The sequence below is a fragment of the Ensifer soli genome, from assembly GCF_041928815.1.
Taxonomy (GTDB): Bacteria; Pseudomonadota; Alphaproteobacteria; order Rhizobiales; family Rhizobiaceae; genus JBHFEI01.
In genome coordinates this window covers 20,997-34,138 of sequence record NZ_JBHFEI010000006.1, presented here as the reverse complement: position 1 = coordinate 34,138, position 13,142 = coordinate 20,997, and the positions used below count along the sequence as shown (strand labels likewise).

The following is a 13,142-nucleotide window of genomic DNA, read 5'->3' as shown; positions in this document are numbered from 1 at the left end:
CGCCGCTAACCGCCGTAAAAGGCCGGATGGTAGGCGACAATGCCGGAGGCAGGGGGGCCGGACAAGGGCAGGCACAAAAAATACTGCGGCGCAACATCCGGCAGCACGAGGTCGGGCATATTGGCGAAGCCGAATTTCCCGTAGAATTCCGGCGCGCCGAGCAGGACGATGCCCTTTGCCCCGGCCCGCCGCATCGCGTCGATGCCGGCCTCCATGAGGCGGCGGCCGAGGCCCTGCCCCTGCCGCTCCGGCAGGACGGAGATCGGGCCGAGGCCGAACCAGCCGTCGGCGGCCGGTTCGATCGCCACGGGGGAAAAGGCTGAATGGCCGACGATCGCGCCGTCCTCCTCGCAGACGAGGGAGAGGACCAGCGCGCCGGCCGCGCGCAGCCGCTCGACGATCCGGTGTTCGCTTCCGTCGCTGTGCGGGGCGCCCGCGAAGGCGGCGCGCGTCAGCACGTAGATCGCGTTCCGGTCGGCGGGCCGCTCCTCCCGGACGATCACTCGACCGTCACCGATTTCGCCAGGTTGCGCGGCTGGTCGACATCGGTCCCCATGAACACGGCCGTATGGTAGGCGAGGAGCTGGATCGGGATCGAATAGATCATCGGCGCGATCAGTTCGTCGACATTCGGCAGCACGATCGTCGCCATCGTCTCGAGTTTCGAGGCGGCGGCGCCCGCCTCGTCGGTGATGAAGATGATCCGCCCGCCGCGCGCGGCGACCTCCTGCATGTTGGAGATGGTCTTCTCGAAGAAGCGGTCATGCGGCGCGATGACGATGACCGGCATGTTCTCGTCGATCAGTGCGATCGGCCCGTGCTTCAGCTCGCCCGCCGCATAGCCCTCGGCATGGATGTAGGAGATTTCCTTGAGCTTCAGCGCGCCCTCCATGGCGAGCGGGAAGCTGGTGCCGCGCCCGAGATAGAGGACGTCGCGGCATTTCGACAGGTCGCGCGAGAGCGTCTCCATCACCGGCTGGATGGCGTTCAGCACCTGGCTCATGATGCGCGGCATCTCGATCAGGTGGCGCACCAGCGCCTTCTCCTCCTCCGCCGAGATCGTGCCGCGCGCCCTTCCCGCCCCGACCGCGAGCGCGGCGAGAACACCGAGCTGGCAGGTGAATGCCTTGGTCGAGGCGACGCCGATCTCGGGACCGGCAAGGATCGGGAAGACGGCATCCGCCTCGCGGGCGATGGACGATTCCCTGACGTTGACGACGGCGCCGATCTTCAGGCCGAGATCCTTGCAGTAGCGCAGCGAGGCGAGCGTGTCGGCTGTCTCACCGGATTGGGAAATAAAGAGCGCGGCCGCCTTCGGCGACAGCGGGATCTCGCGGTAGCGGAATTCGGAGGCGACGTCGATCTCGACCGGGAGCCGCGCGTAGCGCTCGAACCAGTACTTGCCGATCAGGCCGGCGAGATAGGCGGTGCCGCAGGCGGAGATCGCGAGGCTCGGGATGGCGGAGAAGTCGATGGCGCTGTCCGGCAGGCTGACGCGGCCGTCGAGGAAATCGACATAATGGCCGAGCGCGTGGGAGATCACCTCCGGCTGCTCGTAGATTTCCTTCTCCATGAAATGGCGGTGGTTGCCCTTGTCGACCATGTAGGCGGCGGCATGGGACACCTGCCGCTGGCGCTTCACGGGATGGCCGTCATGGCCGAGGATCTCGACACCCGCCGGCGTCAGGATTGCCCAGTCGCCGTCCACGAGATAGGTGATCTCGTTGGTGAAGGGTGACAGCGCGATCGCGTCCGAGCCGAGGAACATCTCACCGCGTCCGTGGCCGACGGCGAGCGGTGGGCCGCTGCGCGCCGCCATGATCATGTCCGGCCTCTCGCGGAACATGACCGCGAGCGCATAGGCGCCGGTGACGCGTTTCAGCATCGCCCGCATCGCTTCGCGTTCGTCCATGCCCTCGCGGATGAGCTTCGCCAGGAGCTGGGCGACGACCTCGGTGTCGGTCTGGGTGGCGAAGGTTGCGCCATCCGCGATCAGCTCGTCCTTGATCTCGGAAAAATTCTCGATGATGCCGTTGTGGACGACGGCGACGCCGTCGGTGAAATGCGGGTGCGCATTGTTCTCCGTCGGGGCGCCGTGCGTCGCCCAGCGGGTATGGGCGATGCCGATCGTCCCGGGCAGCGGTTCGCCGCGCAGCCGGATGTCGAGATTGACGAGCTTTCCCTCGGCGCGGCGCCGGTCGAGCCGTCCGTCATGGATGGTGGCGACCCCCGCCGAATCATAGCCGCGATATTCGAGCCGCTTCAGCGCCTCGACCAGCCGTTCCGAGACCGGCTCGACACCGACGATGCCCACGATACCGCACATGTTCCTGCCTCCGCATCTTTGCCGGCCCCGACGGGTTGAGAAGCACGGCACAAGGCTTCCTAAGCGATCCGCGGCGACGCACAATCGTCCGCGGCCTCACATTTGGTTTCAAGGAGTAATGCAGGAATCCTTTCGGCCGGGTTGAAGCCGCCGCGAAAACCGGCGCCGTTCTTGCCGCAACGATAGGACCGGCCTTCTCCGGCCTTTACGTCTTCTTCTTCGCCGCCTTCTGCGCCAGGTAGCGCTCCTTCAGCAGGCGGGCACGACCGGGTTTTATCTCCTGCCGGGCCCGGCCGAAGGCGACGGCATCGTCCGGGACATCCGCGGTGATGACGCTGCCGGAGGCGACCAGCGCGCCGTCGCCGATCGCGACAGGGGCGACCAGCGCGGAATTGGAGCCGATGAAGGCATCCGCGCCGATGCGGGTCACGTGCTTGTTCACCCCGTCATAGTTGCAGGTGATCGTGCCGGCGCCGATATTGCTGCGGGCGCCGACGAAGGCGTCGCCGATATAGGTGAGGTGGTTCACCTTGGCGTCGGCGCCGATCTCGGCGTTCTTGACCTCGCAGAAATTGCCGACCTTCGCGCCTTCCGCCAGCCGCGCGCCGGGGCGCAGCCGCGCGAAGGGGCCGACGGTGGCGCCGGCCTTCACCGTCGCACCCTCGATATGTGAGAAGGCGTGGATCACCGCGCCGCTCTCGATGGTGACGCCCGGGCCGAACACCACGTTCGGCTCGATCAGCACGTCCGGGCCGATCTCGGTGTCCCAGGCGAGAAACACGGTTTCCGGCGCGATCATCGACACGCCGGAGAGCATCAGCGCGCGCCGGCGCCTCTCCTGCCAGATCCGCTCGATCACCGCGAGTTCCGCGCGGGTGTTGCAGCCGGTGAGTTCGGCCTCCGGCGCCTCGACGGCGATAGCCCGGCCGCCCGAGGCGCGGGCGATCTCGACGATGTCGGTGAGATAATATTCGCCCTTCGCATTCGCGTTGCCGATGCGGCCGAGGAGATCGAGCGCGTGGGCGCCGTTGATCGCCATCAGCCCGCCATTGCAGAAGGCGATGCGTCGCTCCTCCTCGCTCGCATCCTTGTGCTCGCGGATCGCCTCGAGGGCGCCGTCCCTGACGATCAGCCGGCCGTAGCCGGTCGGGTCGCTGGCGTGAAAGCCGATGACGACGACGTCGTTGCCGGCGGCGAGCCCCTCGCGCGCGGCCTTCAGCGGTGCTGCGGTGATCAGCGGCGTATCGCCGAAGACGACGAGGATGTCGTCGAACCCCTCGGCGATCGCCGCGCGCGCGGCAAGCACGGCATGGCCGGTGCCGAGGCGCTCGGTCTGGAGGAAGGTGCGGGCCGAAACGCCCGTTCCCGCCGCCGCACGCTCGACGGCCTCGGCGTCGCGGCCGACCACCAGCGCCGCTTCGGCGATGCCCGACGCGGCAAGCGCCTGCATCACATGGGCGATCATCGGCCGGCCGGCGACCGGATGCAGCACCTTCGAGACCCGCGACTTCATCCGCGAGCTTTCGCCCGCCGCCAGAACCACCGCCAGACACCGTCTTTCCATCGCCCATGCTCCCGCTTGCAGCACCGCCGGCCGGACCGGCGCATGCGGCCTTCATTAGCAGCAACCCGTTGCAGGAAACATAACCTTGTTCATTCGATGAAGATTGAACCGATCGGCTTAACGCGACCGGAACGGCCGGCGTGGCATAAGCATCCCGGAGCCGTGCGTGACGGCCCGTTCCCGTCTTGAGGAGGCCGGCCGTGGCGGCATTCGATACATCACCTTCGTCGTTCACCCGCCCGGCCGCCGCCGGCCGGTCCGTGCCGCTCCTGGCCTTTCTCGTCATGCTCGCCGTGTTGCCGCTCCTCCTGTCGGTGACGATCCCGCAGCCGATCGGCCCGATGTTCTGGGACCACTACATCTATCTCGACGCGACCAATCGGATCGCGACGGGCCAAGTCCCGAACGTCGATTTCTTCACGCCCGTCGGCCCGCTCGGCTATTATCTCTTCTACGGTCTGATCTCGGCCTTCCCCGAGGGCCATCCGCTGCTCCTGTCGAGCTGGGCGCTGCTCCTCGTCAGCGCGCCGTTGATGGCGCTCGTCGTGCGCGACGTCCAGGCGCGCTCGGCGGCGCTTGCCGTCGCCCTTGCCGTTCCGTTCCTCTTCTACTCGATCCTGCCGTTCAACAGCGGCGACTTCTATCCCTATCCGGGCTCCGACGGCTTCGGCATCTACAACCGCCAGATCTGCCAGCTTCTCTACGTGCTCGCCGCCGGGCTGCTCTTCGTCGAGCAGCGCAGCATGCGCACGGCCATCGTCGTCCTGACCATGCTGGCGCTGCTTTTCATCAAGGTGACCGGCGTCGCGGCCGGCACGCTTCTCTGCCTCGCGGCCTTCGCCACCGGGCGTCTGCCGCTGCGGCATGCGCTCGTCGCAGGGATCCTGTTCTTCGCGACCATCGCGCTTCTGGAGCTGTCGACCGGCATTCCCTCGGCCTATCTCGCCGACATCCTCGCGCTTTTGACCGTCAACGACGGCAGCCTGCTGCCGCGCCTCCTGCAGGCCGCCTCGCTCAATTTCGGCGTCGTCTTCTTCGCCGTCGTGCTGGCGGTCGTCCTCCTCGTCGCCGACATACCCGAGATCCGCGCGCGGTTCGCCGACCTTGTCCGGCGCCGCCGCCTCTCCGACCTTTCCCGCCTGCTCGACCGGCCGGCGCTGTGGCTCGGCGCCTTCCTCGCCGCCGGCATCCTGTTCGAAAGCCAGAACACCGGCAGCCAGGCCTTCATCTTCCTCTGGCCCCTGCTCCTCGGGATCGTGCTCGATCAGTGGCGGCGTCGCGGCGCGCGCCCGCTCACCATCGCCGTCTTCGCCCTTGCGCTCGCCGCCGCCCTTCCTCCGCTGGTCACCGTCACGCAGAAGGCGGGCCGCGCCTGGATCGGCGCGGTCAACAACCAGCCGATCGAAAGCCACAACCTGAAGACCATGGGGGCGACGAGCGTCCGGCCGCTGATCCAGCTTCGCGCCGACCGGCTGGAACAGAACTACGTGACCCATCGCGACAGCTACGAGGACCTGACCCACAGCGGCGAGTTGCACTCCTTCCTCCTCTTCAGCGACTTCGACTTCCAGGTGATCTGGCTGACGGCGCTTGACAAGGCGATCGACGCGATCCGCGCCTATGAGAGCGCGAAGGGCGTGCATTTCCGCACGATCATGAACATCGACTTCACCAATCCCGTGCCGTGGCTGATGGAGCGCGAGGCGCCGAAATACATCGCGATCGGCGCCGATCCGTTCCGCGCCGTGCCGCCGCCGACCCCTCAGGTCGCCGGCGCCGTCGGTGCCGTCGACCTGGCGCTTCTGCCGACCTGCCCGCCGGCGACCTCGCGGCAGAAGCTGCTCGACCTCTACCAGCCGATGCTGAAGAAAAACCACACGCGCATCCGCCTTACGGACTGTTTCGACGCCTTCGTGCGCAGCGACCTTGCGCAAGCCGGCCGCTGATCCGGGGCAATTTGCCCGCATGCCCTTCTATTCGCGCCGGGTTTGTTCTATGCAACACATCCTGTCCGGCCGGAGGAGCGTGACGGGCGACCCGCCGCAGCCCCTCTTCCCGGACGTCCACGACGTTCCTTGCCCGCCTTCACGCCATCGCCGGCAGCAATGACCGGCCGCGCGGCGGGCAACTTCCGCGGTGAGGTGTGAAAGACCGATGCTTGAATTGCTGAGAAAGGCGTCCCAGACCTGGATCGCCAAAGGCCTGCTGATCCTTCTCGTGGTCTCCTTCGGCGTCTGGGGCGTCTCCACCTCGATCGTGACCTCCCATTCGAGCGCGGTCGTCACGGTCGGCGACGTCGAGGTCTCGGCCGTCGATTTCCGCCTCGCCTACGAGCGCGAGCTTGCCCAGCTTTCCCGCCAGTTCGGCACGCGGCTGACGCCGGAACAGGCCCGCGCCTTCGGCGCCGAGGCCCAGGTCTATTCGCAGCTCGTCGCCGGCGCCGCGCTCGACCAGCTCGCCTCCGACATGAATCTCGGCCTGTCGAAGGACAGGCTGGCGCAGCTCATCGCCGACGATCCGGCCTTCCGCGGCGTCAACGGCCAGTTCGACCGCAACACCTTCTCTTCCGTGCTGCGCAATGCGGGCCTGCGCGAGCAGGACTATATCGAGAACCGCAGCCAGGTGGCCGTGCGTTCGCAGATCGTCGAAGCGGTGTCCGACGGCTATACGCCGCCGAAGACCCTGTCGGAGGCGCTCCGGCACTATGCGCGGGAGACGCGCACGATCGACTACCTCCTTCTGTCGAACGCCAACATCGATCCGATTAAGGCACCGGCCGACGACGTCATCACCCCCTGGTTCGAAAGCCGCAAGGCGACCTATCGCGCGCCGGAATTCCGCAAGATCAGCTACGTGAAGCTGACGCCCGAGGACATGGCCGATCCGTCGCTGGTCGCCGAGGACCAGGTGCGGGCCGACTATGAGCGCCGCCTTTCGAGCTTCAGCACGCCGGAGACCCGGAAAGTCGAGCAGCTCGCCTTCACGTCGCAGGCAGCCGCGGACGCGGCCGCCGCGAAACTTGCAGCCGGCACCTCCTTCGACGATCTCGTCGTCAGCGAAGGCAAGACGCCGGCAGACATCCTGCTCGGCACCTTCACGCGCGATCAGGTTCCCGACGCCAAGCTCGCCGAAGCCGCCTTTGCGCTGCCAGCGACCGGTGGCGTCAGCCCCGTGGTCGCCGGCAGTTTCGGACCGGTGATCCTGCGCGTCAGCGAAGTTGCTCCGGCCACCACCCGCGGCTTCGACGAGGTCAAGGACGAGATCCGCAAGGAGCTTGCGATCGCCGCGGCGGGCGAGGATATCCTCGGCCTGCACGACCGCATCGAGGCGCAGCGCGCCGACGGCATTCCCCTCAAAGAGATCGCGGCGACGGCAAAGCTCTCCTACCAGACGGTAGAGGCCATCGACGCCAAGGGCGAGGGCCCGGACGGGGAGACGGTCGGCGGCATACCGGAGGCGCAGGCGCTCGTCCGGGAGGCCTTCGGCACCGATGTCGGCGCCAATGCGCTGCCGATCTCGATCGGCCGCGATGGGTATGTCTGGTTCGACGTGGACGAGATCATCCCCGCGCGCGACCGCACGCTCGACGAGGTGCGCGAAAAGGTGGTGGCGGACTGGACGGCGGAGCAGCAGCGCACCGCGCTCGACGCACGCGCCGCCGAGGTGGCCGAAACGGTGCGAAAGGGCGGCACGCTCGCCGCCATCGCCGCCGAACTCGGCATCGCGGTGGAGACCAAGACCGGCCTCAATCGCGCCGCCAGCGATCCGGTTCTGAGCACCGAGGCGGTCACCGCCGCCTTCTCCGGTCCGGAAGGCACCGTCGCCCATGCGGAAGGAATCAATGGCGAAGGCCAGATCGTCCTCAAGGTGACGGAGGTCAACGAGGCCGGCGGCGGCGACGTGCTCGACAACACCGATCGGCAGGTGGATGCGATCGCGCGCTCGAGCGGCGACGACATGCTCGACCAGATGGTGTCGGAGCTGCAGGCCGGGTATGGCGTGCGCATCAACCAGCAGGCGGCGGACGCGGCGCTGTCGCTGGCGCGCTGAGGCGGAGAGGCGAACCATGTCGGACCTCAAACCCTTCCTTGCCAAGGTTGCCACCGGCGCCGCGCTCGGCCGCGAGGATGCGCGCGCCGCCTTCGAGATCATCATGTCCGGCGGCGCCACTCCCTCGCAGATCGGCGGCTTCCTGATGGCGCTCCGGGTGCGCGGCGAGACCGTCGACGAGATCGCCGGCGCCGTCTCGTCGATGCGGGCGCGCATGCTGACGGTCGCGGCCCCGGCCGACGCCATCGATATCGTCGGCACCGGCGGGGACGGCGCCGGCACCTACAACATCTCGACGCTCGCCGCGATCATCACGGCCGGCGCCGGCGTCAGGGTCGCCAAGCACGGCAACCGGGCGCTGAGCTCGAAATCCGGCACGGCGGACGCGCTGTCCTGTCTCGGCGTGAAGCTCGACATCGGCCCGGATGCGATCGCGCGCTGCGTCGATACGGCCGGGCTCGGCTTCATGTTCGCCCAGCAGCACCATCCGGCCATGCGCCATGTCGGTCCGTCGCGCGTCGAGCTCGGCACGCGGACGATCTTCAACCTGCTCGGGCCGCTCTCCAATCCCGCCGGCGTCCGGCGCCAGTTGCTCGGCGTCTTCTCGCCGCACTGGCTGGAGCCGCTTGCAGAGGTGATGCGCGACCTCGGCTCCGAGACCGTCTGGGTCGTGCACGGCCAGGGCCTCGACGAGATCACGACGACGGGAATCACCGAGGTGGCGGCGCTGGAAAACGGCATGATCCGCCGCTTCACCCTGTCGCCCGCCGATTTCGGCCTTGAGACCGTGGCGCTCGACGCGCTGAAGGGCGGCGACGGCGCGCACAATGCCGCCGCGCTCACCGCCGTGCTCGAGGGCGCGGACAATCCCTATGGCGACGTGGCGCTGGCCAATGCGGCGGCCGCGCTGGTCATCGCCGGCAAGGCCGCCGATGTCGCGGAAGGCATGGAACTGGGGCGCCGGTCGCTGAAGAGCGGCGCGGCGAAGGCGGTGCTCGACCGGCTCGTCACCGTCTCGAACGAGGAGCAAGCGTCATGAAGGACATCCTGCGGACGATCGAAGCCTACAAGCGCGAGGAAATCGCCGCCGCCAAGGCGGCCCTTCCCCTCGCCGAGGTCAAGGCGATGGCGGCCGACCAGCCGGCGCCGCGCGGCTTCCTCGCCGCGCTGAGGAACAAGGCGGCGGAGGGCCATTTCGGCCTAATCGCCGAGATCAAGAAGGCGAGCCCGTCGAAGGGGCTCATCCGTCCGGATTTCGATCCGCCGGCGCTCGCGGGCGCCTACGAGGCCGGTGGCGCCGCCTGCCTCTCGGTGCTCACAGACCGGCCGAGCTTCCAGGGTGCGCCGGAATTCCTTGCCGCCGCCCGTGCCGCCTGCGCCCTGCCGGCGCTGCGCAAGGATTTTATGTTCGAGACCTACCAGGTGCAGGAGGCGCGCGCCTGGGGCGCGGACTGCATCCTGCTGATCATGGCCTCGCTCAGCGACGACGATGCGCGCCGGCTGGAGGAGGAGGCTTTATCGCTTGGGATGGACGTGCTGGTCGAGGTCCATGACGAGCCGGAGATGGAACGGGCGCTGTCGCTGTCCTCGCCGCTTCTAGGCATCAACAACCGCAACCTGCGCACCTTCGAGGTCGATCTTGCCGTGTCCGAACGGCTCTCGCGGATGGTGCCGGACGATCGCCTGCTCGTCGGCGAGAGCGGCATCTTCACCCATGCCGACTGCGTCCGGCTCGCCGGATCCGGCATCACAACCTTTCTGGTCGGCGAAAGCCTGATGCGTCAGGACGACGTCGCGGCGGCGACGCGGCTGCTCCTGACCGGCACGACCGCGGCGCTCGCGGCGGAATGACGACCCTCACCCATATCGGCGCCGACGGCGCCGCCAACATGGTCGATGTCGGCGCCAAGGCCGAGACGGTGCGCGTCGCGGTCGCCGAGGGCGAGATCTGCATGCAGGCCGCAACGCTCGACCTGATCCTGTCGGGAGACGCAAAGAAGGGCGACGTGATCGGCACGGCGCGGCTCGCCGGGATCATGGCGGCGAAGCAGACGGCGACCCTCATCCCGCTCTGCCATCCGCTGATGCTGACCAAGGTCGCGGTCGACATCGCCCCCGACCCCGCCCTGCCCGGCCTGCGCGTGACGGCGACGGCGAAGCTTACCGGCCGCACCGGCGTCGAGATGGAGGCGCTGACCGCGGTCAGCGTCGCCTGCCTCACCGTCTACGACATGGCGAAGGCTGCCGACCGGACGATGGAGATCGGCGGCATCCGGCTCGTCTCGAAATCCGGCGGCGCCTCCGGCGATTTCCGCCGCGACGCCGTGGGAGACGTCTGATGGCACTGCTGCCGGTCGAGGACGCGCTGGCGCGCCTGCTTTCGGCATCGCGTCCGGTCGAGGCACAGGAATGGCTGCCGCTTGGCGCTGCGCAGGGCCGCGTGCTCTCGGCCGATCTCGCGGCGCGCCGGACCCATCCCGGCTTCGACAATGCGGCGATGGACGGTTATGCGGTCCGCCATCAGGACATCGCGGCCGAAGGCGCGGAGCTCGCCGTGATCGGACAGTCGGCGGCGGGGCATGCCTATGCGGGCACGATCGGCCCGGGTCAGGCCGTGCGCATCTTCACCGGCGCGCCTGTGCCCGCAGGGGCCGACACGGTGCTGATGCAAGAGGATGCCGAGCCCCTCGACGGCGCGCGGATCCGCACGACCTTCGTGCCCGAGAAAGGCCGCCACATCCGCCCGAGCGGACAGGATTTTCACGAGGGGGACGTCGTTCTTGCCGCCGGCGATGCTCTCGACGCCGGGCGCCTGACCGTCGCCGCCGCGATGAACCACGCCCTCCTGCCGGTGTTTTGCCGGCCGCGCGTCGCGATCCTTGCGACCGGAGACGAGTTGCGCACGCCGGGGAGCCTGCCCGGAGCCGACCAGATCATCGCTTCCAACAGCTACGGCGTCGCCGCGATCGCGCGCGAGGCCGGCGCCGATGTCATCGACCTCGGCATCTGCGGCGACGACGAGAACGCCATCGCCGATGCGGCGCAGCGCGCGCGGGGGGCCGGCGCCGACGTGCTTGTGACGCTCGGCGGCGCCTCGGTCGGCGACCACGATCTGGTGCAGGCGGCGCTGACCGGGATCGGCATGACGCTCGATTTCTGGCGGATTGCCATGCGTCCGGGCAAGCCGCTGATGGTCGGCGTGCTCGGTGGCATGCAGGTGCTCGGCCTTCCCGGCAATCCGGTGTCGAGCCTCGTCTGCGCGCTGCTCTTCCTCGAGCCGCTCGTCCGCAGGCTCGGGCATCTGCCGCCGCGCGACCGGATGCGTGCCTCGATCCTCGCAGCACCACTCGCCGCCAACGACCGCCGGCAGGACTATGTCCGCGCCCGGCATGTGCGTCTGGCGGACGGTTCCCGCGCCGTCCTGCCCTTCGGCCGGCAGGATTCGTCGATGATGCAGGTCTTCGCCAAGGCGGATTGCCTGATCGTGCGCAAACCCGAGGCTCCGGCTGCGGAAGCCGGCGACACCGTCGCGGTGCTGACGCTGCGTGAGAGCGGCGAAGGATAACGCGGATCGGCGATCGCGCCAGCACTCCCGCCAAAGCGGGAATTGCGTCGGATCCTGAATGACTCCGAAAAAACAGGATTTAAGAGAACTTTGGTGAGTTGCGATTCACCAACAACGTTCCATGAACCTCACCCAGGGACACTGGCGGCACCTGCCACTCAGCACTCGACGACGTTGACGGCGAGGCCGCCGGTGGACGTCTCCTTGTATTTCTCGTTCATGTCGACGCCGGTCTGGCGCATCGTCTCGATGCAGGCGTCGAGCGGCACGAAGTGCTGGCCGTCGCCCTTGACCGCGAGCGAGGCCGCCGTCACCGCCTTGACCGCGCCGAGCGCGTTGCGTTCGATGCAGGGCACCTGCACGAGGCCGGCGACCGGATCGCAGGTCATGCCGAGATGGTGTTCGAGCGCGATCTCGGCGGCGTTCTCGATCTGCTCCGGCGTGCCGCCCATCACGGCGGCGAGCCCGGCGGCGGCCATGGCGGCGGCCGAGCCGACCTCGCCCTGACAGCCGACCTCGGCGCCGGAGATCGAGGCGTTGAACTTGATGATCCCGCCGATCGCCGCCGCCGTCAGCAGGTAATCGCGGATACCCTCCTCATCGGCATCCGGATGGAAATGCAGGTAGTAGCGGATGGTCGCCGGCACGACGCCGGCAGCCCCGTTGGTCGGCGAGGTGACGACGCGACCGCCGGCGGCGTTCTCCTCGTTGACCGCCATGGCGTAGACGCTGAGCCAGTCGTTGGCGAGCAGCGGGTTGACCCTGTTCGACCGCCATTCGTCCTGCAGCTTGTCGTGGATCTGGCGGGCGCGGCGGCGCACCTTCAAGCCCCCCGGCAGGATGCCCTCCTGCGAGAGCCCGCGGTCGATGCAGCTCTTCATCGCCGCCCAGATGCGGTCGAGCCCGGCGTCGAGCTCCTCGCGCGAGAGGGCGCATTCCTCGTTGGCACGCTTCATCTGCGCGATCGTCAGGCCTGAACGCTGCGCCATCTCCAGCATCTGCCTCGCATTGGCGAAGGGAAACGGCACCCTGACGCCGTCGGGCTTAGTCTTGGCGGCCTTCATCGCCTCCAGTTCCGTATCGGTGACGACGAAGCCGCCGCCGATCGAATAGTAGATCCGCTTCAGGAGCAGCCGGCCGTCGCGGTCAAGGCCGGAAAAGGACATGCCGTTGGCATGGCCGGGCAGCGGCACCTTCTTGTCGAAGACGAGATCCGTCCTCGGCTGGAAGACGTAGCCAGGATGGCCTTCCGGCGTCACCCGGCCGGTGCGCTCGACCGCCTCGACGATCGCATCCATCCGGTCGGGATCGACGCGGTGCGGCTCCTCGCCCATCAGGCCGAGGATCACGGCGCGGCCCGAGCCGTGGCCGATGCCGGTATGGGCGAGCGAACCATGCAGGCTGACCTTAAGCGCGGCGATCGAGGCACCGGCCGGGCGCGGCCATTCGTCCGACAGGATCAGGTCCAGAAACCGGTTCGCCGCCGACATCGGGCCCATCGTATGGGAGCTCGACGGGCCGATGCCGATCTTGAAGACGTCGAAGACGGACAGAAACATGGTGAAGCTCCCGGATGCGGACGGCGCGGCCGCACGGCGCGCCGTCATGATGTGGACATGAGACTAGGCGATCGCAAC

At 68.2% G+C, this 13,142-nt stretch carries 10 protein-coding genes; 6 read left to right on the top strand and 4 right to left on the bottom strand.

What is annotated here, in order from left to right; genetic code table 11:
- Window positions 1-5 precede the first annotated feature (5 nt).
- The 3 genes from ACEVQ6_RS10560 to glmU all read right to left on the bottom strand — a co-directional run bounded on the left by ACEVQ6_RS10560 (window position 6) and on the right by glmU (window position 3,890).
- Window positions 6-503 (bottom strand): GNAT family N-acetyltransferase, encoded by a 498-nt coding sequence (locus ACEVQ6_RS10560; protein ID WP_374888944.1) that lies wholly within the window; start codon window positions 501-503, stop codon window positions 6-8.
- On the bottom strand, window positions 500-2,326 hold the full coding sequence (gene glmS, locus ACEVQ6_RS10555; protein WP_374888943.1) for a glutamine--fructose-6-phosphate transaminase (isomerizing): 1,827 nt from the start codon (window positions 2,324-2,326) through the stop codon (window positions 500-502). Before glmS ends, ACEVQ6_RS10560 begins: the two co-directional genes overlap by 4 nt.
- A 205-nt stretch (window positions 2,327-2,531) precedes the next feature.
- Window positions 2,532-3,890 carry a bifunctional UDP-N-acetylglucosamine diphosphorylase/glucosamine-1-phosphate N-acetyltransferase GlmU gene (glmU, locus tag ACEVQ6_RS10550; protein WP_374888942.1) on the bottom strand — a complete coding sequence of 453 codons (1,359 nt, stop codon included), beginning with the start codon at window positions 3,888-3,890 and terminating at the stop codon, window positions 2,532-2,534.
- A gap of 200 nt (window positions 3,891-4,090) precedes the next feature.
- Between glmU and ACEVQ6_RS10545 the strand changes: the two genes are divergently transcribed.
- The 6 genes from ACEVQ6_RS10545 to ACEVQ6_RS10520 all read left to right on the top strand — a co-directional run bounded on the left by ACEVQ6_RS10545 (window position 4,091) and on the right by ACEVQ6_RS10520 (window position 11,505).
- The gene (locus ACEVQ6_RS10545; protein ID WP_374888941.1) at window positions 4,091-5,836 is read left to right on the top strand and encodes a hypothetical protein; all 1,746 of its coding nucleotides are present in this window, start codon (window positions 4,091-4,093) and stop codon (window positions 5,834-5,836) included.
- A 208-nt stretch (window positions 5,837-6,044) separates the two neighbouring features.
- A complete protein-coding gene (locus ACEVQ6_RS10540) occupies window positions 6,045-7,940 on the top strand; it encodes a peptidylprolyl isomerase (RefSeq protein WP_374888940.1) in 1,896 nt (631 codons plus the stop codon).
- A gap of 16 nt (window positions 7,941-7,956) precedes the next feature.
- On the top strand, window positions 7,957-8,979 hold the full coding sequence (gene trpD / locus ACEVQ6_RS10535) for an anthranilate phosphoribosyltransferase (protein ID WP_374888939.1): 1,023 nt from the start codon (window positions 7,957-7,959) through the stop codon (window positions 8,977-8,979).
- Window positions 8,976-9,791, top strand: coding sequence for an indole-3-glycerol phosphate synthase TrpC (trpC, locus tag ACEVQ6_RS10530; protein WP_374888938.1), 816 nt, complete (start codon window positions 8,976-8,978; stop codon window positions 9,789-9,791). Before trpD ends, trpC begins: the two co-directional genes overlap by 4 nt.
- A complete protein-coding gene (gene moaC / locus ACEVQ6_RS10525) occupies window positions 9,788-10,279 on the top strand; it encodes a cyclic pyranopterin monophosphate synthase MoaC (protein ID WP_374888937.1) in 492 nt (163 codons plus the stop codon). The genes trpC and moaC overlap by 4 nt, the downstream gene beginning before the upstream one ends.
- Window positions 10,279-11,505, top strand: coding sequence for a molybdopterin molybdotransferase MoeA (locus ACEVQ6_RS10520; protein ID WP_374888936.1), 1,227 nt, complete (start codon window positions 10,279-10,281; stop codon window positions 11,503-11,505). The genes moaC and ACEVQ6_RS10520 overlap by 1 nt, the downstream gene beginning before the upstream one ends.
- Window positions 11,506-11,663: 158 nt before the next feature.
- On the opposite strand, the gene ACEVQ6_RS10515 is transcribed toward ACEVQ6_RS10520, so the two are convergent.
- Entirely contained in the window at window positions 11,664-13,064 is a 1,401-nt protein-coding gene (locus ACEVQ6_RS10515; protein ID WP_374888935.1) for an L-serine ammonia-lyase, read from the bottom strand.
- Window positions 13,065-13,142 lie beyond the last annotated feature (78 nt).